This is a genomic window from Aeromicrobium ginsengisoli (assembly GCF_004134905.2).
Taxonomy (GTDB): domain Bacteria; phylum Actinomycetota; class Actinomycetes; order Propionibacteriales; family Nocardioidaceae; genus Aeromicrobium; species Aeromicrobium ginsengisoli.
The window spans coordinates 645588-668889 of record NZ_SDPQ02000002.1; the positions used below are offsets into that span (position 1 = coordinate 645588).

The following is a 23302-nucleotide window of genomic DNA, read 5'->3' on the forward strand; positions in this document are numbered from 1 at the left end:
CGGCGTCAGCCGCGCAGGTGGTCGAGCTGGTCGTGCACGGAGGCGGCGGCCTGGTTGACCTTGTCCTTGGCGCGCCGGCCGATGAACTTCTTGTGCGGGTCGGGGTCGAGCGTCGCCATCAGCAGGCCACCGGCCATCGAGACGTTCTTGAGGAAGTGGATGCGCTGGTTGGCGCGGGCACCGGGGTCGGTCTCGTTCCAGTAGGGATGACCAGCGACAGTCGTGGCCGGCATCGTTGCGGCGAGACCGAGGGCGGCGAGCCGGGGGAACCGGCCGGTCGCCAGCGCGAGCCCGCCGAGCAGCTGCGCGGCGGCGTTGACGCGTACGAGATTGGCGCCGTCGACCGGCAGCTCGGGCGCGAACTTCTTGATGAGGTCCGCCGTCGGTTGCGCCCTGGCTGCGCGCGGACCGGGAGCCTTGAGTGCGGTGGCTCCGCCGTAGATGAACATCGAGGCGAGCATCGGGCGGGCAACGGTGCGCAGGAGGGTCATGCCTCATTCATACCCGAACCCCCGGCACAGGCAAGCCCGGGTCAGCTCAGCGGCCAGAGCCCCGGACGGAACGTCGCCGTGTTGTTGCCGGGCACGGGGTCGCCTGGCGCCGAGACGGTGATCGTGCCACCGGAATGGATGAGGTCCGTGGACCGGGCCGCGAACGTCCCTCCGTGACCCGCAGCCAGGGTGCTGCTGCAGGTCAGCGTCCGCAGACGCTGGTTGGGCACGGCCGGCCCGCAGTCCCACCCCGGGCTGACGACTCCGCCGAAGTGCACCGTGCGCCGGAACGCCAGCGTGACCGTGACGACTTCGGCGGCGGCACGACCGCTGTTGCTGGCACCGATGCCCACCGTGATCTGCCGCTGCAGCAGCGGCAGGAGCGTGTTGGACACGCGTACCGAGGCGACCGCGTAGTCCGTCGGGACGGTCGGCTCGACCGACGGAGTGGGCTCCGGCTTGCGCTCGTCGGCGGGCGGATCGGGGTCGACCCGTGACGCTGCGGCGGGTGTCGCGCTGGCCACGGGAGTCGTCGTGACCGCAGTCGGGGTCGGCTTCGGCTTCGGCGGCGTGGTCGTGTCCGGCGAGGGTGCAGGGGTGGGCTTCGGCGTGGACCTGCTGGCCACGGGCGCCGAAGCAGCCGGTGGCTTCTCGGGGTTGCCGCCGAAGTTGGTCGTCACCGCGACCGTGCCGGCTGCGGCGACCGCAATCACCGCGGCTGCAGCTACGACGCCCTGCGTGCCCGCGCCCGCGACGGCGTGGCCCGCCGCCTTGACCGGCGCCAGTGCCGCTTCGACGACCGCACCGACGCCGGCCGCCGTGGCGCCCGCCGTGACATAGCCGGCGGCCACGCTGCCGAGGAGTGCCGGCGCGAGGATTCCCGAGAGGTTGGAGTTGATCTCGGCGAGCTCGAGGTAGAGCCCGGTGCAGCGGCTGCACTCGTCGAGGTGAGCCTCGACACGTGCCGAGTCACGGGCGGACAGGCCCTTGCGGACGTACGAGCCGAGCATCCCGGTGGTCGTACGGCAGCTGGCGTGGAGGCTCGGAGCCAGGTGGCTCTGGAGGTAGGCCTGACGCAGCCCCTCGCGTGCGCGGTAGGCGAGCGCCGAGACGCTGTTGGGGCTCATCCCGAGCAACGGGGCGATGTCGGCCGGCTTCTGACCCTCGACGTCGAGGTGCCACAGCACGAGCTGCCAGCGCTCGGGGAGGGCCGCGAACGCCGCAGCAGCGGCACCCTGCTCGAACCGCATCTCGGCCGGATCCACGAACGCGACGGCCCGGTCGAGCTCGGCGTCGTCGTCGGTCGTACGCACGCGCTTCTGGCGGCGGCCACGGTCGACGTGGAGCCGGCGGATCGCGGTGAGCAGATAGGCGCGGAAGAACTCGTCGGGACCCTTGCCGGCCTGCAGGAGCGCCAGCACACGGGTGAACGACTCGGCCACCACGTCGTCGGCGTCGGGTCCGGGCACCAGCTGGGCGGCGAGCCGGGTCGCGGCATCACGGTGGCGGCCGAACAGCTCGCCGTACGCCTCGGTGTCGCCGTCGCGAACGGCGGCGATGAGCCGGGCGTCGCTGGCTTCGACGTTGGTGGTGCTGATGTCCGACACGGTGTCCCCTCCCACGTGCACAACGAGGCAGCCGTGGAGCGGTCACGAATTGCTCGCCCGAACCGCGTCATGGTGGTGCCCCTCGTACGTCTCATGGGTGTCCGAACGGAGAAGGGGGTGCCTCATGTTCAGCTCGGGAGTGGATGATGTGCTCCTCGCCGATGCGGTACGCGACGGCCGTCCGGATGTCGCCGACGTTGCACTCGTGGTGGGAGCGAGTGCAGCGCGGCTCGGCGTCCCGCTCCACGAGGTCATGGACCACGTGGAGCGGGCATTTGCCGGACAGCCGCCGTCGTTCGAGGCAACGCGCGCAGCGGTCCTGGCATGGGCCGACGAAGCGCTGGTCCTGCGCGCGGACATCTCCTGCGAGGACCCGTTGACGTCGCTCGCGACGACGGCATACGTACGTTCTCGGCTCGCCGAGATCTATCGCGGCGCCGAGCGTGACGGTCACCTGGTCGCTCACCGAACCGTCCTCGTGGTCGTCGAGCTGCCCCGCGCCAGCTCGGGTCATGAGCTCGAGCAGTCCCTCCGGGCACTCGATGTCGCCGAGGCCATGCGAGCTGTGTTCGCCGGCGACGAGACCGTGGCCCGGGTGTCGCCTCGCCGTTTCGCCGCGTTGGTGGGTCGCGGACGCGCGGACGTGCTGACGCTGAGCATGCTGCGGATCCTGCTGGAGCGTGCCCTCGGCGAGGACGCGCAGCCCCGGCTCTGGGTCGAGGAGCTGCCGCCTGCGGTGGAGGGCGTCGCCAGGGTTCTGGCCGGCCTGTCGGAGTAGTCCTCCGTGTCGGTGCCAGCGCCTACGCTGGACGTATGTGCGGGCGCTATGCAACGACCCAGACCTCGGCTTCGCTCAACCAGGCGTTCGAGGTCGACCTGGCCAACTCGTTCGTCGAGCTCGAGGCCGACTACAATATGGCCCCGACCAAGCTCGCGCCGCTGATCATCGGGCGGCGCCCCGAGGAGCTGGCGGCCGACGCACCGCCCCAGCGGGAGCTCATGACGGCGCGCTGGGGGCTCATCCCGAGTTGGGCCAAGGATCCGTCGATCGGCAACCGCATGATCAACGCGCGCTCGGAGACCGCAGCCGAGAAGCCCGCGTTCAAGAAGGCGTTCGCCCGGCGCCGCGGTCTCGTGCCCGCCGACGGCTACTACGAGTGGTACGCCGGTGAGGCCCGCGACGGCGAGCGCAAGCCCAAGAAGCAGCCGTTCTACATCACCCCCAAGGACCACTCGGTGCTGGCGATGGCCGGGCTCTACGAGTTCTGGAAGGACCCGGCGACCGACGAGTGGGTCACGAGCTACACGATCCTGACCACCAGCGCCGAGGACGACATGGGGCACATCCACGACCGCATGCCGCTGTTCCTCGAGCCCGCCGCCTTCGACGCCTGGCTCGACCCCGCGCCCAAGCCTCCGGCAGCGCTTCTCGAGCTGTTGATCCCGGCGGCTCCGGGCCGGCTCGACGCGTTCCCGGTGTCGACCGAGGTCAACAACGTCGCCAACAACGGACCCGGCCTGATCGTCCCGCTGCCGCCGGAATAGCGCGTGCCTCCGCACGGTTGAACACCGCAGGAGGTTCGATGCTGACATACGCAGATCACGGGCTTGAGAGGTCGATCACGCCCCTCAGCAAGCCAGTAGTGCCCGGAGTAGGCTGGGAGGCGATGACCGTCACCGGCGAAACCCCTGAAAGCGCCGACCAGCGCGACACCGAGACCTCGGAGCAGCAGCAGGCGCGCTTCGAGGCCGATGCCCTGCCATTCCTGGACCAGCTCTACTCGGCCGCCCTGCGCATGACGCGCAGCCCGCACGACGCCGAGGACCTCGTCCAGGAGACCTACGCCAAGGCGTTCAGTGCGTTCCACCAGTTCAAGCCCGGCACCAACCTCAAGGCCTGGCTCTACCGCATCCTGACCAACACCTACATCAACTCCTATCGCAAGAAGCAGCGCCAGCCGCAGCAGATCACGGACGAGATCGAGGACTGGCAGATCGCTCGTGCCGAGTCGCACGGCTCGACCGGGCTCAAGTCGGCCGAGATGGAGGCGCTGGAGCACCTGCCCGACAGCGACGTCAAGGACGCGCTCCAGGCGCTGCCCGAGGACTTCCGCTACGCGGTCTACCTCGCCGACGTCGAAGGTTTCCCCTACAAGGAGATCGCCGAGATCATGGACACCCCGATCGGCACCGTGATGTCACGGTTGCACCGCGGCCGTCGCATGCTGCGCGAGATGCTCGCCGACTACGCCCGCGATCGCGGCATGGCCGTCACGGGAGCAGGTGACAAGGCATGAGCAACGACCCCTGTGAAGGGCCCGACTGCGAGAAGGCGCTCGAGAACCTCTACCTGTTCATCGACCAGGAGATCGACACCGCGAGCTGTGCCGAGATCCAGGCGCACATCGACGGCTGCAGCGACTGCCTGAGCGAGTACGACCTGGAGCGGGTGGTCAAGTCACTGGTGTCGCGGTCGTGCTCCGAGGTGGCGCCCGAGCCGCTGCGCGAGAAGGTGCTGTTCTCGATCCGCAAGGTGCACATCGAGATCACCGAGCAGCGGTCGACCTAGTCCCAACGCTCCGCTCGTTGAGCCTGTCGAAACGAAGAAATCCCCGTCCATCGGACGGGGATTTCTTGTCTCACGCGTTGGGGCGCTTGCCGTGGTTGGCGCCCTTCTTGCGACGCGCACGACGCTTGCGGCCGGTCTTGCCCATGATGTTCCTCCTCGGAAGTCGAGGTCTCAGTCTCCCACAGGCGCGATCCGGGTCAGAAATCGCTCCCGGTCGACGATGACCCGGCGGATCTCGCCGGTCGCCAGCAGTGTGCCGCCGGCGTCGTGGGCCGCGACCTGGAAGCGTACGAGCCGGCCGTCGGTGTGGACGACGGTCGCGGTCGCGGTGACCTCGGCGCCGACCGGGGTCGCGGCCAGGTGCTCCAGGTCGACGCGGGTGCCGACACTCGTCTGCGCCGGATCGAGCTCGAGCGCCGCGCATGTCGCCTCCTCGCACCAGGCCAGCACCCGCGGCGTGCCGAGGACATCGAGGTCCCCGCTGCCGAGTGCGCGGGCGGTGTCGGCAGCCGTGACGGCGTGCGTGATCGAAGCGGTGTCCATGGCCTGAAGACTACGACGACCAGGCCGCCCACAGATCGGCGTAGCGTCCTCCGGCGGCGACCAGCTCGTCGTGCGTGCCCTCCTCGACGATGCGGCCCTCGTGCATCACGACGACCCGGTCGGCCGACCGGGCCTGCGTCAGCCGATGCGCGACGACGACGGACGTACGCCCATGGGTCACGGCGATCGCGGCGTCCTCGAGCTCGCGCGCACCGGAGGAACCAGCCTCGGCCGTCGCTTCGTCGAACACCGCGACCCGCGGGTCGTGCAGCAGGACCCGCGCCAGGGCCAGCTGCTGCGCCTGCGCCGGGGTCAGCGGATGTCCGTGGTCGCCGACGACGCTGTCGAGCCCGTCAGGCAGTGCATCGACCCACGAGAGCGCCCGCACGGTGCCCAGGGCGGACCGGATCTGCTCGTCGTCGGCGCCGGGGCGCGCCAGGTCGACGTTCTCGCGGACCGTGCCGGAGAAGACGTGCACGTCCTGCGTGATGAGCGCGATGCCGGACCGTACGTGTGACGGATCCAGCGTGTCGAGGGTGAAACCACCGACCCTGACTGTGCCCGAGGTCGGCGTCAGCAGACCGGCGGCGATCGCGCCGAGCGTGCTCTTGCCGGCGCCAGTGGCGCCGACGAGCGCGACCCGCTCGCCGTCGGCGACCCGGAGCGTCACGTCGGCGAGGACAGGATGACCTTCGACGTACTCATGGCGGATGCCGACCAGCTCGAACGTGCCCGAACGGACCGGCGAGGGGCCTTCGGGGGTCGGCGGCGGCTGGAGCAGCGCGACACCGGCGAGGCGGGCGAGCGAGGCGCCAGCGGACTGGATGTCGTCGAAGATCGTCAGCAGGGCGCCGATGGGGTTGAACAGCCGGTGGAAGTAGAGCGCGGCGGCGGTCACCGCGCCGACGGTCGTCAGGTCCTCGCGGACCAGCAGGAAGCCGGTGCCGAGCACGAAGCTCAGCCCAATGAGCTCCGACCGGTTGGTGCGCGCGCCGAAGCGGGTCAGCAGCGAGAAGACGTCGAGCGCGATCGTCATGGCGTGGTGCGAGTGGTCGGTGATGCGGTCGATCTGCGCCTGCTCGCGCGACAACGCCCGCAAGGTCGACGCGCCCTGCACACCGTTGACGAGGGCCTCGGCACGCTCGCCCTGCGCGATTCGCTCGCGTTTGTAGAACGGTGCGGACCGGGGAAGGTACCAACGGAGGCCGAGAACGTAGAACGGCGCGGCACCGAGCCCGGCGAGGCCGAGTCGCCAGTCGAGCGCGAACAGGCCGCCGGCCGTGAACACCACGGCGACGAGCGACTGGATCAGCAGCGGGACGATCTGGGTCAGCGACTGGGCCACGGATCGGACGTCGTCGCCCATCCTGGACAGCAGGTCGCCGGCGCCGGCCTCTTCGAGCCGGATGCTGTCGAGGTGCAGCGCCCGGTCGAGGGCCTGCTCCCGCAGGTCCGCGAGGGCGGGCTCACCGGACTTCGCCAGGTAGGTCACCGAGACTGCCGTGCCGACGCCAGCCACCACGCTCGCCGCCGCGATCAGCAGGGCCCCGTGCAGGATGCGGGACGAGTCGCCACCCGTCGTCACGGTGTCCACGATGTCGCCGAGGATCCAGGGGGCGACGAGGCCGGCGAGCCCCACCACGACGAATGCCACGGCCGAGATCAGCAAAGGTCCGCGGTGCGCTCGCAGCATCGCCGCAGCCAGTCGAGTCGTCTCGGCGCGGGAGGCGATGGGCAACAGCTGGCGGCTCATCGGAGCACCGCCTGACGGTAGGCATCGTGCTGGGCGAGGTCATGATGCGTGCCGCTCACGACGACGCGGCCGTCCTGGACCAGGTGGATCCGGTCGGCGCCGGCCAGGATGGCCGGGCTGGAGGTGACGACGATCGTGACGAGGTCGGAGTCGCCGGCGTGGCGCAACGCGCGAATGCCGTCGGCGATCCGTTGCTCGGTCATGGCGTCGACGGCGCTCGTGGGCTCGGCCAGGACGAGGATCGGCGCGCGCGTCGCCAGCGCGCGGGCCAGGGCGATGCGCTGTCGCTGGCCACCCGAGAAGGTCGCGCCCCCGGCGGTGATGGGCTGCTGCAACCCGTCCGGGTGCAGGTCGACGACATCGCTCGCTGCCGACGCCGCGAGGATCTCGTCGATGGCGTCGCCGTCGAGGGCGCCGTCCGGGTCGATCACCGACCGCAGCGTGCCCTCGAACAGGTCGACGTGGTGCTGGCTCACGACGACCCGGGAGCGCAGCGAGTCGATCGTCAAGTCGTCGACCTCGTACCCGCCGAGGGTCAGGGAGCCCTGGCGATCCCCGGGCGGCAGCTCGCCGCGCAGGAGTCGTACGAGCGTGTCGCTGCCGGCGGTGTCGTCGACGACGATCCCGATCAGCTCGCCGCGCCGTGGAGCGAGGTCGAGGTCTCGCAGTGGGCCAGCGGTCATCTGCTTGATCTCGAGCTCGGGCCATGGCTCGTCGAGGACCGTCTCGCCGAACGTCGCCAGTGGCGGCGTCCGCAGGAAGTCGACGACGCGGCGCGCCGACGCGAAGGACGAGGCGACGCGTGCGCTGGTCTCGCCGAGGCCGGTGATGGGCTCGGCGAGGAACTGGGTGAGCCCGACGATCGCGATGAGCTCGCCGATGCTGATCGTCCCATCGAGCGCGCGGGTGCCCGCAAGACAGGCGACGAGGGCGAGGAAGAGCCCGCTCAACGCCGCGGTGAGCCCGAACAGGTAGCCGACCGACTGCGCCGTGCGGATGCTCGCGTCGCGGGCCGAGGTGCTGTGCGTGCGATATCTCGAGGTCGCGACGTCCTCGGCGCCGACGCCCTTGAGCGGCCGGAGTCCCTTGACGAGGTCGGTGGCGATGCCGGTCGCCTTGGCGATGCCGGCCTGCTGATCGCTGGTGTGCCGGGCGATGAGCGGCGTCACGACCTGGATCAAGAGCAGCACGAGCGGCACGCCGAGGAGCACCACGACGCCGATCGTCACGTCGATGCGAAGCAGCACGATCGCGCTCACGGCCACCCCCAGCAACCCGGCCAGCGAGTAGCCGACGTGCCACAGGAACTGGCCGATCGTCTCGGCGTCGGAGGTCGCCAGCGACAACGTCTCGCCGGGCAGCAGTCCCGTGCGCGCGCCGTCGGGTCCGAGGACGTGCTCGCTGACCTCGACCCTGAGCAGGTGTGTCTCGAGCTCCAGGGCGCCGACGCCGAGGCGGGACCCGAACCGGTAGGAGTAGCTCAGCACCACGAAGACTCCGACGAGCACTCCGCCCCAGATCGCGAGCTCGCCGAGGTCACCGGTCGCGACGGCCCGGTCGATGATGACGCCGATGACGACCGGCACGAGGGCCTCACACAACAGCCAGGAGCAGATCAGGGCATAGCAGCCGAGGAGCTTGCGGTGGTGGCGGCGGAGTCCACGTCGCAGGAGAGCCGCCGCACTCCGGGGTGGAGCAGGAGCGTCGACAGGCACCCGGTAAGGGTAACCTCACCCGCCGGTGGCGCGTATGGCGCGTTCAGAGGGTGAGCGAGAACGCCCAGAGGCTCACGCCGGGGTCGGGGGACCAGTCGAGCTCGGGGCGGCGGCCGAACCCGAGCCGGCCGTAGAGCCGGTGGGCCGGTGCCATCTCCTTGAGCGAGAACAGCAGCACCTCCTTGAGCCCAGCCGCCCGTGCACGCTCGAGGCAGTCCTCCACGAGCGCGCGGCCGATGCCGCGGCCCCGAGCCTCTGGCGCGATCGAGAGCGTACGGAACTCGCCCTGGTGCGACTCCTTGGCGAGCTGCGCGTCCGCCGAGCCGTACGGGCACCACGTCACCGTGCCGACCAGGTCGTCGCCGTCGACGGCCACCAGGAGCGTGCTGTTGCGGGCCCGCGACGCTGCATCGGCGAGCCATCCGGCGTACGCGTCATCGAACGTGCCGTCAGGGAACGTGAGGTAGCCGTCGACGTCGTAGCCCGCGACGGTCAGCGCGCCGACGGCCTCGTACTCACGCTCGTGGGCCGGACGTATCAGCACGTCAGATGCCGGTGGTGTTGCGTGGATAGGCCGCGTTGACGTCCGTCATGACGTTGACGAGATAGGGGATCCCGGAGGCGAACGCGCGGTCGAGAGCCGGACCGATCTCCTTGGGATCGGTCACCATCTCGCCGCCGCCACCCAGTGCCGTGACGACCTGGTCGTAGCGGGTATGGGGCGCGAGGTCCGCCGCGACGTCGTAGCCGTAGAGCCACTGCATCGGGCCCTTCTCCAGGCCCCACGCCGAGTTGTTGCCGACGACCATGACGACGGGGAGGTTGTGGCGCACGAGGCTGTCGACGTCCATCAGCGACATGCCGGCCGCGCCGTCGCCGTAGAGCAGGACGACCTGGCTGGACGGGCGCGCGATGCGGGCGGCCATCGCGGCACCCATGCCGGCGCCGAGGCAGCCGTACGGTCCGGGGTCGAGCCAGCCGCCGGGGCGCTTGGGCTCGACGAACTTGCCGGCGAACGACACGAAGTCGCCGCCGTCGCCGATCACGACGGCGTCGTCGGCAAGGCGCGGGAGCAGCTCGCCGTAGATGCGGGCCGGATGGATCGGGTCAGCCTCTGCGGTCAGCAGCTCGTTGTCGCGCGCGGTGGCCGCGGCGACCTCGGCCTGCAGGCTGCCGATCCACGACGACCAGTCGGGCCGTCGGCCGTGCTGCGACGGCGCCGTCAATGAGTTGAGCAGTCCGGTGAAGACCAGTGTCAGGTCGCCGCTGGCCGAGCCGGCGAGCTCGGCGTGGGTCGAGAGCTGCCCGGGGGAGTCGGCGATGTGCACGGTACGTGCTGGGGTCGTGCCCTCCTTGCCGCCGAAGATGCCGTAGCCGAGGCGGAAGTCCAGCGGGGTCCCGACGACGATCACGAGGTCGGCCTGGTTGAACGAGGTCGAGCGCGCCTTGGTGACGAGCTGCGGGTGGCCACCGGGCACGATGCCGCGACCCATGCCGTTGGAGATCACCGGGATGCCGGTCTCCTCGACGAAGTGCAGCGCGGCGACCTCGGCGCGGTCGGCCCACACGTCGGTGCCCAGGACCAGCACGGGACGCGCCGACTGCCGGATCAGCTCCGCGATCTGTGCCAGGGCGTCCGGGTCGGGCTCGATCGGTGCGGTCCGGTTGCCGTTCGAGGGCGTGGTGACGGTCGTGCTGTTGAAGAACTCGTCCATCGGTACGTCGACGAACGTCGGTCCCCGGTGGGAGGACCCGGCGAGGGTGAACGCCTCATCCATCGCGGGCGCGATGTCATCGACCTTGGTCGCCGTCACGGCGGACTTGGAGATCGACTCGATGATCGGCGGCTGGTCGAGCTCCTGCAGGCTGCCCGAGCCCCAGCGGTTGTTGGGCGCGCGGCCGCCGACGACGACGAGTGGCGAGCCGGAGAAGCTGGCCTGCGCGATCGGGCTCACCCCGTTGGTCACGCCGGGTCCGGCGGTCAGCACGGCGAGGCCGGGCGTCCGCGTCAGCTTGCCGATCGCCTCGGCGGCGAACACGGCCGTGGGCTCGTGGCGCACGTCGATGATCGGCATCGCCGGCTCGGCCTTGACCGCGGCGTCGTACATCGGGAACACGTGCGCTCCGGAGAGCGTGAACATCGTCTCGACGCCATGGGCGCGGGCCACGTCGACGGCGTGGACTCCACCGTGACCTTCTCGGGGCTCAGTACTCATGTGACGCAGGTTACTGGAGCGTCAGGCGAGCGGCCGGGCCCTGGTCGTCGGGCGGTAGAGCCATGGGCTCTCGGCGCGGATCTGGTCGAGCACGGCCAGCAGCAGGTCGGCGCGGTGAGCGGGCTGCTCGGCGAACAGCTCGGCGTCGGCGCGCAGGTCGTCGCGGCCCTGCACGCCGAGCGCGAGCTGCAGGTGCAGCGCCCGCAGGAACGACGAGGTGTTGCGGACGCTGGGGGAGGGCCACTCGGCCTCGAGGTGGCCGCGGGTGCGGGGTGGCTTGATGCCCGCGCCGAGCCGGGCGAGCCACGGCTCGACGATGCTGGGGTCGAGCTCGTTGCGGTGCAGCAGGGTCATGACGGCGTACGCCAGACGGTCGTCCTCGCCGTGCCGCCAGATGTAGGCCGTCGGGGTGAGGACGCGGTCGGCGATGACGTCGAGCAGCACCGTGAGCTCGAGCCGGCCGAAGTGCCGCGACCGGGCGAGGGCGGCGAGGAGGTCGGCGCCATGGGCGATCGAGTTGGCCCAGCCCTGCTCGGGCACCCAGCCACGGTGGTCCTGCTCGCGGACGTACCAGGCCGTCGCACGGTCGCCCCAGTCCAGCACCGAGGCGGCCGACATGAGGTGCTCGTTGTTGTCGCGGCCGATGATCTCGGCGAGCATCAGGGCGCTGTAGGAACGGCGCAGCACCGAGACGTCACCGTCGTGGCCGAGTCCGTAGCGCAGCCCGGGCGCGATGCCGTCGCCGAGCCCGGACAGCAGCTCGTCGTAGACCCCGCGCGTGATCCAGGTCGTGAGCAGCGGATAGGCGAGGTCCTCGCGCCAGCGGGGATTGGAGTGGCCCAGCATCTCGACCAGCTCGACGGTGCACTCGTCGAGGCTGCGGTCACCGGGTACGTCCATCCCGTTCTGCATCACGGTTTGCCAGTACGCCTCAGACACTCACTCATCGTGCCACGTCTCAGGACATAGGCTGACAACGTGCCCTCGCTGGACGACATCACGCGCTTCCAGACGTCGCTGAGCTCCGACGACGTCGCCTGGCTGCACGCCCTGGTGACCGACTGGCAGATCATCGCCGACCTGTCGTTCTCCGATCTCGTGCTCTGGGTGCCCGATGCCGAGGCCAAGGGACTGTGGGCCGGCGCGCAGATCCGGCCGACCACGGGTCCCACGACGCTGTTCGAGGACGTCGCCGGCACGTTCATGCCCTCCGGCCGGATCGACGAGCTCGAGGAGGCTCTGCGTACGGGCGAGATCGTCGCCGAGCGGATTGCTGAGCTGCCCGACGGCCGCCGCATCCGGGTCGAGCTGATCCCGGTCACGCACGAGGGTCGTACGCTCGCGGTGATCTCCCGGCGCAGCGCCGAGTCCGGACTGCGCACCGCCAGCACACTTGAGGCGGCGTACTTCGAGGCGGCCGGCGAGCTCGCCGAGATGATCCGCCGGGGGGAGTTCCCGCTGCCGGGCAGTCGCTCCGACGTCGCGGACTCGCTGCGCGTCGGCGACGGCTTCGTCCGTACGAATGCCGCCGGGACGGTCCGCTACGCCAGCCCCAACGCGATGTCGGCCTACCGGCGGCTGGGGCTCGTCGGCGACCTGGTCGGCACCCAGCTCGGGCACGTCACGTCGGGCCTGGTCGATCGCCGGCCGACCGACCGCGGGGCCAGAGGCATCCTCGGCGGCGATGCCAGCACCGAGGCCGAGATCGAGAACGCCTCGGCGTCGCTGCTGCTGCGCGTCATTCCCCTGCGGTCGAACGGCCATCGCAGCGGATCGTTGATCCTGCTGCGCGACGTCACGGAGCTGAGGCTGCGTGAGCGCGAGCTCGTCTCCAAGGAGGCGACGATCCGCGAGATCCATCACCGGGTCAAGAACAACCTGCAGACCGTTGCCGCCCTGCTCCGCCTGCAAGGCCGCCGGATGGAGCTGCCCGAGGCACGTGCCGCGCTCGACGACGCGGTCCGCCGGGTCGGCTCGATCGCCCTCGTCCACGAGACCTTGAGCCAGTCGTTCGACGACAACGTCGCGTTCGACGAGGTCGCCGACCGGTTGCTCCGCACGGTGCTCGACGTCGCCGAGGAGACCTCGGGTCCGGGACGGATCACGGCCGACCGCATCGGCTCGTTCGGCCTGCTGCCGGGCGCCGTGGCGACTCCGCTCGCCATGGTGCTGACCGAGTTGATCCAGAACGCCTCGGCCCATGCGTTCGGGGAGGAGGGCGGCACGTTGACGCTGGCGGTCAACCGCATCCGCGATCGCGTACGCCTGAGGGTCAGCGACGACGGCAGGGGGCTGCCCGCGGACTTCGACCCGGCCGGCAGCCTGGGGCTGTCGATCGTCACGACGCTCGTCGAGGGTGAGCTGCACGGCTCGCTGGCGTTCGAGCCGCGGTTCGGCGGCGGCACGACCGTCGCGATCTCGCTCAACGTCTAGACGCCAGAGATGCAAAGAACCCCGCGGCCGAGGCCACGGGGTTCACCGATACGTGCGTACGTCAGGCAGTACGAATACGTGCCCGAGCATTGCGGCGCTTCAGCGTACGACGTTCGTCTTCGCTCAAGCCTCCCCACACACCGTGGTCCTGTCCGGACTCGAGTGCCCATTGCAGGCACTGCTCGCGGACATCACAGCGGCGGCATACGACCTTGGCCTCTTCGATCTGCAAGATGGCGGGACCCGTGTTGCCGATGGGGAAGAAGAGCTCAGGGTCCTCATCGAGGCATGCGGACTTGTGACGCCAATCCATGTGGACACTCCTTCCCGTTCGGTTTTGCTCCTTGGGCAGGCCTGTTTGACCCGGTACCAAGGCTTGACCTCCATGTTTTCAACATTTCAACCTCATTACAAGGGCCACGCCCTGCGCGAATTGTCGGATCGGTCACACGCTCCCTACCCTGATGTCGTGAGCGCTCACGCACGGCCGGCCGGAACGGCCCGCAACCTTCTCCTCCTGGCCGCCGCCATCGTCGTCGTCGAAGCCGTGACGTGCATCGTCCTGGCCGTCCTCGGGGTCACCGATCTCGACGGCGACAGCATCGGGACGGGCATCGGGGTTTCGGCGATCCTGGCGATCTACGGCGGGTTCCAGGCGTGGGCGGCGTGGCGGGTCACCTTGGGCGAGCTCTGGGCGCGCAGCCCGCTCGTCGTGACCCAGATCATCCAGCTCATCATCGCGTTCAACCTCGCCGACATCCCGGGCTGGATCCCGGTCCTGGTGGGTGCCGCGGCTCTGGTCGCACTGGCCTGTCTGCTCGCCCCGCCGGTGACCCGGGCGCTCGGCGGTGACCAGCCCGTATGAGAGACTGACAGCCGGGCACAACCCGTGTGACCCCGCTGGTGCGGGCGTCACCCCGCGGCTCACTTGCCGCGCCGGCGACCTGATCGGTCCCGATGAGAACGTACGGAACGTCCCGAGGGATTCCCACCATGGTTGCCACTGACATCGACTTGCACACCGACACGCCTGACCCCGACGACCCGATCTTCGCGCTGCACCGCGGCGGCAAGATGGCGATCGCGGCGACGGTGCCGCTGCGCAACGCCCAGGACCTCGCGATGTCCTACACGCCCGGCGTCGCCAAGGTCTGCGAGGCGATCGCCGCCGATCCGGCCCTGGCCCACGACTACACCTGGGTCTCCAACACCGTCGCGGTCATCACCGACGGCACCGCGGTGCTGGGGCTCGGCGACATCGGCCCGGCCGCCTCGATGCCCGTGATGGAAGGCAAGGCCGTGCTGTTCAAGCAGTTCGGCGGCGTCGACGCGATCCCGGTCGCCCTCGACACGACCGATGTCGACGAGATCGTCGAGACGATCGTCCGGCTCGCGCCGACCTTCGGCGGCATCAACCTCGAGGACATCTCCAGCCCGCGGTGCTTCGAGATCGAGCGTCAGCTGATCGAGCGGCTCGAGATCCCGGTGTTCCACGACGACCAGCACGGCACCGCGGTCGTGACGCTGGCGGCGCTGATCAATGCCGCACGCGTGACCGATCGCGAGCTCGACGACGTCAAGGTCGTGATCTCCGGCGCCGGCGCGGCGGGTGTCGCGATCATGAAGATCCTCCAGACCGCAGGCGTGCGCAAGATCGCCGTGGTCGACCGCTCAGGTGTCATCCACCCGGGCCGTGAGGGGCTCGACGTGGTCAAGTCCGGCATCGCCGAGGCGACCGCCCCCTGGGCCAGGCCCGGCACGATCGACGACGCCCTCGACGGGGCCGACGTGTTCATCGGCGTCTCGGGAGGCACGATCCCCGAGGCGGCGGTCGCCTCGATGGCGCCCGACTCGATCGTGTTCGCGATGGCCAACCCCAACCCGGAGGTCCACCCCGACATCGCGCACAAGTACGCGCGCATCGTGGCGACGGGCCGCTCAGACTTCCCCAACCAGATCAACAACGTGCTGGTGTTCCCCGGGATCTTCCGCGGCGCCCTCGACGTACGCGCGACGCGGATCTCCGAGGGCATGAAGCTCGCGGCGGCCAACGCGATCGCGGACCTCGTGGGTGACGACCTCAGTGAGACGTACGTCATCCCGTCACCGTTCGATCCGCGGGTAGCGTCTGCCGTGGCACGAGCCGTCACGGACACCGCACGTCGTGAAGGCCTGGCTCGCCGCCCGTACTGACCATCTCAGACCAGGAGCCGCATGTTCGCCGTCTACGCAGGCACGATCGATCCGAAGGACCCTCTGAGCGGACTGGTCGTGGGCGAGCGCCCCGACCCGGAGGTGCCTGACGGCTGGACGACCGTGACGGTCAAGGCCGCCTCGATCAACCACCACGACGTGTGGAGCCTGCGCGGGGTCGGCCTCCGCGAGGAGTCGCTGCCGATGATCCTCGGCTGCGACGCGGCCGGCTACGACGAGGACGGCAACGAGGTCGTCGTGCACGCCGTCATCAGCGATCCTTCGTGGCGCGGCGACGAGACGCTGGATCCCAAGCGATCGCTGCTGTCGGAACGGCACCAGGGCACGTTCGCTGACAAGGTCGCGGTGCCGGCCCGCAACGTCGTGGCGAAGCCTGCCGGCCTGTCGTTCGCGGAGGCCGCATGCCTGCCGACCGCGTGGCTCACGGCGTACCGGATGCTGTTCACCCAGTCCGACCTGCAGCAGGGCGACACGGTGCTCGTGCAGGGCGCGGGCGGCGGTGTCGCGACGGCAGCCATCACGTTGGCGCGGGCCGCGGGCTTCCGGGTCTACGCGACGAGTCGCGACGAGGACAAGCGCCAGAAGGCGCTCGAGATCGGCGCGCACGAGGTGTTCGAGTCCGGTGCACGGCTGCCGAGCAAGGTCGACGCCGTCATCGAGACGGTCGGCGCCGCGACGTGGTCGCACTCGGTCAAGTCGATGCGGCCCGGCGGCACGATCGTCATCGCCGGTGCGACGTCGGGCGATGCTCCGTCGCACGCCGAGCTGACCCGGATCTTCTTCCAGCAGATGCGCGTCCACGGCTCCACGATGGGCACCCGCGACGAGCTGCACCGGCTCGCGCAGTTCATGGACGTCACCGGCACCCGCCCGCTGATCGACCGCGAGATCCCGATGGCTGATGCTGCCGACGGTCTCGCCTCGGTCATCGACGGCAGTGTCTTCGGCAAGATCGTCCTGACGCGCTAGTCATCCGCCAGCGTGTGGCGGAGGTAGCGCATCGGGGCGTCGAGGTATGCCTTCCAGTGCCTGACGAGCTCGAGGTCGTCCCAGGCTGCCTCGCGCAGGCCCCAGTCGCCGACCTCGAGGATGCGCGCGCCTGGCATCGACGCGAGCACGGGGGAGTGCGTCGCGCAGAGGACCTGGCCGCCGGCTTCGGCGATGTCGTGCAGCACGCGGATCAGCGTCAGCGTCGAGCGGAACGAGAGCGCCGCTTCGGGCTCGTCAAGACAGTAGAAGCTCGGCGTGGCGAACTTGCGGTTGAGCACCTCGAGGAACGACTCGCCATGGCTCATCGCGTGGTAGTCGGTGTCGTTGGGACCGCCGTACTCGTCCATGTAGGTGTACCAACCGTGCATCGTCTCCGCGCGCAGGAAGAATCCCCACCGCCCGGTGCCGATGCCTCGTTGGATCATCAGCGCCCGATGGAGCGGCGACTCGCTGGACCGGGTCTCGTGCTTGCCGTGGGCACTGCCGCCCTCGGGCGAGAGGCCGTAGGCCACCGCGATCGCCTCGATGAGCGTCGACTTGCCGGAGCCGTTCTCGCCGACGAGGAACGTCACGCCGGGGGCGAGATCGATGCCGTCGGCGAGCAGCTGCGCGACGGCCGGGATCGTCGCCGGCCACTCGTCGGCCGGCAGCCCGGCCTCCGGATCACGCGAGACGCGTACGACAGGAGGCTGGTCGAAGTCCACGGTCGTACTGTGTCAGAACGTTCGGACGTTCCAGGGTCGCGTCATCGAGTCATCTCACGAGATTTCGTCACCTGACGCCTTCGGCGTGATCGCTCAACCTGATGTGTGAGTCCGGCCGCGGGCGGCCGGATCACTCGTCCTCGTCGTCGAGACGGGCGAGCCAGGTGGCCAGGCGTTCGACGGGGACCTCGAACTCGGGGTTGAGGTCGACGAACTCGACGAGCCGCTCGGCGAGCCAGGCGAAGGTGACCTCCTCGTCACCTCGCCGGCTCTGGAGCTCCTCGATGCCGCGATCCGTGAAGTACATGGATCAGCTGAAGGCCTGCTGCATCAGCGTCGCCTGCTCCTCGACGTGGCGGTTGTGCGAACCGACCGACGGCGCCGACGACTCCGGACGCGACACCCGCAGCAGCGGGAGACCGTCGAACTCGCCGCTGAAGTGCAGCGCGACGTGCGGCCACGGACCCTGGTTGGCCGGCTCGTCCTGCACCCAGCGCACCTCGCGGGCGTTGACGAACTGGCCGACCGCGGCGTTGAGCTCCGAGGTGGGACGCGGGTAGAGCTGCTCGAGGCGGACGATCGCGGTGCGGGACTGGCCCGACTCGCGCTTCTCGCGCTCGGCGAACAGGTCCCAGGCGATCTTGCCCGAGCAGACCAGCACGCGCTCGACCTTGGACGCCTCGACCGAGTCGTCGCCGATGACCGGGCGGAACTTGCCCGACGTGAAGTCGTCGGGCTGTGAGGCCGCCGCCTTGCTGCGCAGCATCGACTTCGGGGTGAAGACGATCAACGGGCGGTGCTGGCTCTCGAGGTTCTGCCGGCGCAGCAGGTGGAAGTACGACGCCGGGGTCGACGGCTGGGCCAGCGTCATGGCGTCGTTGGCGCACAGCTCGAGGAACCGCTCGATGCGGGCCGACGTGTGGTCGGGTCCCTGGCCCTCGTGGCCGTGCGGCAGGAGCAGCACGACGCCGGACTTCTGGCCCCACTTGCTCTCACCGGCCGAGATGTACTCGTCGATCACGGACTGGGCGCCGTTGACGAAGTCGCCGAACTGCGCCTCCCAGATCGTGAGGGCCTCGGGCCGGGCGACCGAGTAGCCGTACTCGAAGCCCAGCGCGGCGTACTCGCTCAGCAGCGAGTCGTAGATGTAGAACGTGGCCTGGTCGTCGCCGATGTTGGACAGCGGCGTCCACTCGTTGGCGTTCGTACGATCGATGATCGTCGCGAACCGCGAGGAGAACGTGCCACGTCGCGAGTCCTGGCCGGCGAGGCGTACGGGCCGGCCGTCGAGCAGCAACGAGCCGAGCGCGAGGATCTCTCCGGTGCCCCAGTCGATCGGGCCTGCGCTGATCGACTGCGCGCGGCGCTGCAGCTGCGGCAGCACCTTGGGGTGGACCGTGAAGCCCTCGGGGACGTTGGTGTAGGAGTCCGCGATCGCCTTCATGGTCTCGGGCGTGATCGCCGTGAGCAGCTCGCCGGCATGCTCGGGCTTGTCGGGGTAGTCCGGCGTGCGCATGTAGCCGGGATCGGTCGAGGTCTCCTTGACCTCGGCGAAGTTGCGCTCGAGCTGGGCCTGGTAGTCGCTGAGCGCGGCCTCGGCCTCCTCCAGCGTGATGTCGCCACGACCGACCAGCGCCTCGGTGTAGAGCTTGCGCACCGACTTCTTGGCGTTGATCGTGTCGTACATCAGCGGCTGCGTGAAGCTCGGGTCGTCGCCCTCGTTGTGACCGCGGCGGCGGTAGCAGACCAGGTCGATGACGATGTCCTTGTGGAACGTCCGGCGGTACTCGTACGCCAGGTGCGCCACGCGGATGCAGGCCTCGGGGTCGTCGCCGTTGACGTGGAACACCGGCGCCTGGATCATGCGGGCGACATCCGTGCAGTACGTCGAGGAGCGCGACGACGAGGGTGCCGTCGTGAAACCGACCTGGTTGTTGACGATCAGGTGGATCGTGCCGCCGGTGCGGTAGCCGCGCAGCTGCGAGAGGTTGAGCGTCTCGGCCACGACGCCCTGACCGGCGAACGCGGCGTCGCCGTGCACGAGGACGGGCAGGACGGGGTAGTCGGCACCGCGGTTGAGGCGGTCCTGCTTGGCGCGGGCGATGCCCTCCAGCACGGGGTCGACGACCTCGAGGTGGGACGGGTTGGCGGCGACCGAGACCTTGATCTTGTCACCGGTGCCCGACGTGAACTCACCCTCGACGCCGAGGTGGTACTTGACGTCGCCGGAGCCCTGGACCGTACGGGGGTCGATGTTGCCCTCGAACTCGCGGAACACCGAGCCGGCGTGCTTGCCGGCGATGTTGACGAGCACGTTGAGCCGGCCACGGTGGGCCATGCCGATGCAGACCTCGTCGAGGCTGTCGGCCGCAGCCGCCTCGCAGATCTCGTCGAGCACGGGGATCGTGGTCTCGCCGCCCTCGAGGCTGAAGCGCTTCTGGCCGACGAACTTGGTCTGCAGGAACGTCTCGAAGGCCTCGGCCTGGTTGAGCTTCTGCAGGATGCGCAGCTGCTCCTCGCGGGGCGGCTTGGTGTGCGGACGTTCGATGCGCTCCTGGAACCAGGCGCGCTCGTCGGGGTCCTGGATGTGCATGTACTCCAGGCCGATCGTGCGGGCGTAGGAGTCACGCAGGATGCCGAGGATCTCGCGCAGCTTCATGAAGCGCTTGTCGGTCTTGAACGATCCCGTGGCGAACTCGCGGTCGAGGTCCCACAGGGTCAGGCCGTGCGACGCGGTGTCGAGGTCGGCGTGGCTGCGCGGGCGGTTGTCGAGCGGGTTGGTGTCGGCCATCAGGTGGCCGCGCACGCGGAACGCGTGGATCAGCTCGAGGACGCGAGCCTGCTTGTGTACCTCGTCGTCGTGGCTGACCGCGATGTCCTGGGCCCAGCGGATGGGCTCGTAGGGGATCTTGAGGGCGCGGAAGATCTCGTCGTAGAAGTCCTCCTCGCCGAGCAGCAGCGCGTGGATCTTCTTGAGGAACTCACCGGACTGCGCACCCTGGATGACGCGGTGGTCGTAGGTCGACGTCAACGTCATCATCTTGGAGATCGCCATCTGTGCGAGCGTGTGCTCGCTGGCGCCCTGGAACTCCGGGGGGTACTCCATCGAGCCGACGCCGATGATGACGCCCTGGCCCTGCATCAGGCGGGGGATCGAGTGGTTGGTGCCGATGCCGCCGGGGTTGGTCAGGCTGACGGTCGTGCCCTGGAAGTCGGTGACCTCGAGCTTGCCGTCGCGAGCCTTGCGGACCATCGACTCGTACGCCGCCCAGAACTCGGCGAAGCCCATCGTCTCGGCGGCCTTGATCGAGGGGACGAGCAGCGTGCGCGAGCCGTCTGGCTTCTTGAGGTCGATCGCGAGACCGAAGTTGACGTGCTCGGGCTTGAGCTGGTTGGGCTTGCCGTTGACGACCTCGAAGCCCGTGTTCATCTCGGGAATGGCCTTGAGCGCCTTGACGATCGCCCAGCCGATGAGGTGGGTGAACGACACCTTGCCGCCTCGTGCGCGGGCGAGGTGGTTGTTGATCACGATGCGGTTGTCGAACAGGAGCTTGACCGGCACGGAGCGGACGCTCGTGGCCGTCGGGACGGCGAGGCTGGCGTCCATGTTGGCGACGGTGCGAGCCGCGGCGCCACGGAGGATGACGTTCTCGACCTCGCCCGGTCCGGCCTTGGGCGCGTCAGCGGCCTTGCCGGTGGGGGTGGCGACCGTGGTCGCGCGCGTTGTCGGTGCATCGGTCACCGGCGGGAGGGGTGCCGGTGCGTCGACGTGGGCCGGCGCGGCCACCTGGCTCTGCGCCGGGGTGACGGCTGCGGGCTCGGTCTTGGGCGCTGGAGGCGTCGACGAGGTGGGCGACGTCGGGGCGGGACTCGGTGCGGCGGTCTCGGTCGGCTGCTCCGCGGGCTTCGCGGCGACCGGGGCCTGCGTCGCCGCGGCACTGGTCGTGCCGTTGGGCGAGCTGCCGTTGCCGGAACCGTTGGCCAGGGCTGCGCCATCACCGGTCTGGAAGAACGTCACCCAGGTGGCGTCGACCGAAGCGGGGTCCTGGCGGAATCGCTCGTACATCTCTTCGACGAGCCACTGGTTGGTGCCGAAATCAGGGGTTGAATGGTCTTGTGAGGACTCGGCCACAGCCTCGATCGCCTCTTCCGAATTGTGTGCTGGCGCGCGTGCGAAAACTACCGTTAACAGGGTAACGCGACGCTCCATCCGCCTGCAGGCAGGTTCGCCCCGGAATTCCCGCGATCTTGACGCCAGGACGTCGCGACGTGGCAGACATCACGTGCCACCCGATCTCGCAATGGATCAGTCGGCGATCACGAGCTCGGGCTCGCGGCCGAGGAAGCGCCCGAACGCCGCCGCCTCGGCGTCCAGCGCTCGCCGCGCGACTGCGGTGATCCGGGGCGCCTGATCGACGACGATCCGGACCGTCTTGGCGGTGTCGGTGCGGGACCACCGACCCGACAGCCGGCCGTCGAGCATCAGCAGCCCGGCGCCGCGCATGACGTCGTCGACCGTGCCGTCGAAGCCCGTGTAGTCCTCGGGATCGCGGGCATAGGAGATGTACTCGTCGAAGTTGGACAGCAGCATGACGCGCGGCACGTCGGCGTCGACAGGGTCGTCGAGCGTCCAGTAGGTCTCGCCGCCGATGTCGAATGGCCGAAGCTCCGCCAGCTCGATCGCGCGGCGGCTGTCGGTCAGGGTCAGGCTCGTCCACCACGCGAGGTCCTTGTCGCGGAACGCACCGTGCCCGCAGGCGTATCGGCGAGCGCCTTGAGCCAGCAGCTCGTCGTACGTGAGGTCGACGCCGACCGGCGGCAGGGCGACGTAGGTGTGCTGCTTGCCCTGCATCGGGCCGTTGGCGCACAGCAGGCTGATCTCGGCGTTCATGAGCTGATGGACGAGGAACGTGCCCTTGGCCTGAAGGCCGGCGTCCTCGAGTGCCGTCGCGAGCTCGGCCCGGGTGTGCGGCTCACCGTCGGCCAGTGCCGCGACGATCACCTCGGAGCCGCGATCGATGAGCTCCGCGCCGAGGCCGAGCGCTGACCAGCTGGAGTTCATGACCTGGCGGACCCGGGGCGCGGTCAGGGCCAGGAGCCAGTGGATGTCGGCCGGGTCGACGTAGTGCCACGTGGGTCTCAGCACGTGCGTACGGAGGAAGTCGCCGCGGTCGAACGCAGCCTGGGCGTCGCCGAAGGTCAGCCCGGTCGTGCGGCGGGCGACGGCCCACAGCGCCATGTCGTGCAGCTGGGACTGGACGCAACCGAGATGACGTACGACATCGGCTGCCGTGTCGAATCGGGCGGAGACCAGGCCTTGGGCGTGGAGGCGGCCGGGGACGGTGGGCTTCACAGGATCAGCATCTCGTACGAGACAGACGTTTCGTCGAGTCGATGCGCGCGGCCGCCGTACTCTAGGCTCGCTCTGAGCACGACGATGATCAGCGACGAAGGTGGAGATCGATGAGCACTGGGACAACCTCAGGACGCAACCGGCTCGTGGTGCCGGCCGCGGCGGCAGGCATCGTGGTCGTCATCATCCTCGGCGTCCTTCTCGTGCGGGGCGGCGGTGGCGACGACACTCCGGCGGAGCCCAAGGCCACCAAGACCACGGCGGCTGCGGACAGCAAGGCGCCCCAGGACAAGCTCACGGGCTCCGGCGATGCGCCCGACGAGATCGCCGTCAAGACCGCGACGGTCGCCCGGGGCGCGAACGTGTTCGCGGTCGGCGCGGACATTCCCGACATCGACCTCAAGAAGATCGACTCCGTCAGCCTCATCCTGGGCCAGGACGACGGCAAGGTCCTCTGGCGGGTGACCACGTTCCAGGACGCGCGCGGCGCGTTCGTGTTCCCCCAGCTCTATCTGGTCAAGGACGGCAAGGACGAGCAGTACGCGTGCACGTCCGTCATGCGCATCCGGGGTCCGCAGCTCAGCATGACGGTGCCGCTGTCGTGCCTCGACAACCGCGAAAAGCCCCTGCGGGCACGACTCGAGATCACCGATCGCGATGGTGGTGAGGAGAAGACCTCGACCTCCAAGGTCCTCGACGCTCCCAAGTCGTAGC

23 protein-coding genes are annotated in these 23302 nt (G+C 69.6%); 9 read left to right on the forward strand and 14 right to left on the reverse strand.

Annotation, left to right across the window (positions count from 1 at the left end; translation table 11 throughout):
- Nucleotides 1-5: 5 nt before the first annotated feature.
- Nucleotides 6-491, reverse strand: a complete 486-nt coding sequence (locus ESP70_RS10080) for a DoxX family protein (protein ID WP_149689139.1) — start codon at nucleotides 489-491, stop codon at nucleotides 6-8.
- A gap of 41 nt (nucleotides 492-532) precedes the next feature.
- Nucleotides 533-2098, reverse strand: a complete 1566-nt coding sequence (locus ESP70_RS10085) for a sigma-70 family RNA polymerase sigma factor (protein ID WP_188110574.1) — start codon at nucleotides 2096-2098, stop codon at nucleotides 533-535.
- Nucleotides 2099-2222: 124 nt separating this feature from the next.
- On the opposite strand from ESP70_RS10085, the gene ESP70_RS10090 reads away from it, so the two are divergent.
- The 4 genes from ESP70_RS10090 (at nucleotide 2223) to rsrA (ending at nucleotide 4667) form a co-directional block, all read left to right on the forward strand.
- Nucleotides 2223-2876 (forward strand): hypothetical protein, encoded by a 654-nt coding sequence (locus ESP70_RS10090; RefSeq protein ID WP_149689141.1) that lies wholly within the window; start codon nucleotides 2223-2225, stop codon nucleotides 2874-2876.
- A gap of 35 nt (nucleotides 2877-2911) precedes the next feature.
- Nucleotides 2912-3643: an SOS response-associated peptidase gene (locus ESP70_RS10095; RefSeq protein WP_149689142.1), complete on the forward strand. Its 732-nt coding sequence runs from the start codon at nucleotides 2912-2914 to the stop codon at nucleotides 3641-3643.
- A 122-nt stretch (nucleotides 3644-3765) separates the two neighbouring features.
- Nucleotides 3766-4395, forward strand: a complete 630-nt coding sequence (locus tag ESP70_RS10100) for a sigma-70 family RNA polymerase sigma factor (protein ID WP_149689143.1) — start codon at nucleotides 3766-3768, stop codon at nucleotides 4393-4395.
- Entirely contained in the window at nucleotides 4392-4667 is a 276-nt protein-coding gene (gene rsrA, locus ESP70_RS10105; protein WP_149689144.1) for a mycothiol system anti-sigma-R factor, read from the forward strand. The genes ESP70_RS10100 and rsrA overlap by 4 nt, the downstream gene beginning before the upstream one ends.
- A gap of 70 nt (nucleotides 4668-4737) precedes the next feature.
- On the opposite strand, the gene ESP70_RS20675 is transcribed toward rsrA, so the two are convergent.
- From ESP70_RS20675 to ESP70_RS10135, 7 genes are read right to left on the reverse strand one after another with little or no spacing between them, the layout of a single operon-like run.
- A complete protein-coding gene (locus tag ESP70_RS20675) occupies nucleotides 4738-4812 on the reverse strand; it encodes a 50S ribosomal protein bL37 (RefSeq protein WP_369797015.1) in 75 nt (24 codons plus the stop codon).
- A gap of 26 nt (nucleotides 4813-4838) precedes the next feature.
- Nucleotides 4839-5210 (reverse strand): thioesterase family protein, encoded by a 372-nt coding sequence (locus ESP70_RS10110; protein WP_149689145.1) that lies wholly within the window; start codon nucleotides 5208-5210, stop codon nucleotides 4839-4841.
- Between the two features lie 10 nt (nucleotides 5211-5220).
- Nucleotides 5221-6963 (reverse strand): ABC transporter ATP-binding protein, encoded by a 1743-nt coding sequence (locus ESP70_RS10115; RefSeq protein WP_149689146.1) that lies wholly within the window; start codon nucleotides 6961-6963, stop codon nucleotides 5221-5223.
- On the reverse strand, nucleotides 6960-8678 hold the full coding sequence (locus ESP70_RS10120; protein WP_149689147.1) for an ABC transporter transmembrane domain-containing protein: 1719 nt from the start codon (nucleotides 8676-8678) through the stop codon (nucleotides 6960-6962). The genes ESP70_RS10115 and ESP70_RS10120 overlap by 4 nt, the downstream gene beginning before the upstream one ends.
- Nucleotides 8679-8721: 43 nt before the next feature.
- Entirely contained in the window at nucleotides 8722-9222 is a 501-nt protein-coding gene (locus ESP70_RS10125; RefSeq protein WP_223148687.1) for a GNAT family N-acetyltransferase, read from the reverse strand.
- 1 nt (nucleotide 9223) lies between these two features.
- A complete protein-coding gene (locus tag ESP70_RS10130; RefSeq protein ID WP_149689149.1) occupies nucleotides 9224-10894 on the reverse strand; it encodes an acetolactate synthase in 1671 nt (556 codons plus the stop codon).
- Between the two features lie 21 nt (nucleotides 10895-10915).
- Entirely contained in the window at nucleotides 10916-11833 is a 918-nt protein-coding gene (locus tag ESP70_RS10135) for a DUF2785 domain-containing protein (RefSeq protein ID WP_246161994.1), read from the reverse strand.
- A 39-nt stretch (nucleotides 11834-11872) separates the two neighbouring features.
- Between ESP70_RS10135 and ESP70_RS10140 the strand changes: the two genes are divergently transcribed.
- The gene (locus tag ESP70_RS10140) at nucleotides 11873-13327 is read left to right on the forward strand and encodes a sensor histidine kinase (RefSeq protein WP_149689150.1); all 1455 of its coding nucleotides are present in this window, start codon (nucleotides 11873-11875) and stop codon (nucleotides 13325-13327) included.
- Nucleotides 13328-13388: 61 nt separating this feature from the next.
- Here the strand turns inward: ESP70_RS10140 and ESP70_RS10145 are convergent, their stop codons facing one another.
- Nucleotides 13389-13640, reverse strand: a complete 252-nt coding sequence (locus tag ESP70_RS10145; RefSeq protein WP_082530375.1) for a WhiB family transcriptional regulator — start codon at nucleotides 13638-13640, stop codon at nucleotides 13389-13391.
- A 156-nt stretch (nucleotides 13641-13796) separates the two neighbouring features.
- Here ESP70_RS10145 and ESP70_RS10150 point away from each other — a divergent pair, with 156 nt between their 5' ends.
- The 3 genes from ESP70_RS10150 to ESP70_RS10160 all read left to right on the forward strand — a co-directional run bounded on the left by ESP70_RS10150 (nucleotide 13797) and on the right by ESP70_RS10160 (nucleotide 16510).
- Complete coding sequence (locus tag ESP70_RS10150; protein ID WP_149689151.1) at nucleotides 13797-14192, forward strand: hypothetical protein; 396 nt, start codon at nucleotides 13797-13799, stop codon at nucleotides 14190-14192.
- A gap of 128 nt (nucleotides 14193-14320) precedes the next feature.
- Nucleotides 14321-15520 carry an NAD(P)-dependent malic enzyme gene (locus ESP70_RS10155; RefSeq protein ID WP_149689152.1) on the forward strand — a complete coding sequence of 400 codons (1200 nt, stop codon included), beginning with the start codon at nucleotides 14321-14323 and terminating at the stop codon, nucleotides 15518-15520.
- A gap of 21 nt (nucleotides 15521-15541) precedes the next feature.
- On the forward strand, nucleotides 15542-16510 hold the full coding sequence (locus ESP70_RS10160) for a zinc-binding dehydrogenase (RefSeq protein ID WP_149689153.1): 969 nt from the start codon (nucleotides 15542-15544) through the stop codon (nucleotides 16508-16510).
- Here ESP70_RS10160 and ESP70_RS10165 read toward each other — a convergent pair.
- The 4 genes from ESP70_RS10165 to ESP70_RS10175 all read right to left on the reverse strand — a co-directional run bounded on the left by ESP70_RS10165 (nucleotide 16507) and on the right by ESP70_RS10175 (nucleotide 22588).
- Entirely contained in the window at nucleotides 16507-17235 is a 729-nt protein-coding gene (locus ESP70_RS10165) for an AAA family ATPase (RefSeq protein ID WP_149689154.1), read from the reverse strand. The genes ESP70_RS10160 and ESP70_RS10165 overlap by 4 nt on opposite strands.
- A gap of 130 nt (nucleotides 17236-17365) precedes the next feature.
- A complete protein-coding gene (locus ESP70_RS20100; protein ID WP_188110575.1) occupies nucleotides 17366-17542 on the reverse strand; it encodes a DUF6104 family protein in 177 nt (58 codons plus the stop codon).
- 3 nt (nucleotides 17543-17545) lie between these two features.
- Nucleotides 17546-21367 carry a multifunctional oxoglutarate decarboxylase/oxoglutarate dehydrogenase thiamine pyrophosphate-binding subunit/dihydrolipoyllysine-residue succinyltransferase subunit gene (locus ESP70_RS10170; protein ID WP_246161995.1) on the reverse strand — a complete coding sequence of 1274 codons (3822 nt, stop codon included), beginning with the start codon at nucleotides 21365-21367 and terminating at the stop codon, nucleotides 17546-17548.
- Nucleotides 21368-21541: 174 nt separating this feature from the next.
- Nucleotides 21542-22588, reverse strand: a complete 1047-nt coding sequence (locus ESP70_RS10175) for a winged helix DNA-binding domain-containing protein (RefSeq protein ID WP_149689156.1) — start codon at nucleotides 22586-22588, stop codon at nucleotides 21542-21544.
- Between the two features lie 110 nt (nucleotides 22589-22698).
- Between ESP70_RS10175 and ESP70_RS10180 the strand changes: the two genes are divergently transcribed.
- Nucleotides 22699-23301 carry a hypothetical protein gene (locus tag ESP70_RS10180; protein WP_149689157.1) on the forward strand — a complete coding sequence of 201 codons (603 nt, stop codon included), beginning with the start codon at nucleotides 22699-22701 and terminating at the stop codon, nucleotides 23299-23301.
- Nucleotide 23302: the final 1 nt, after the last annotated feature.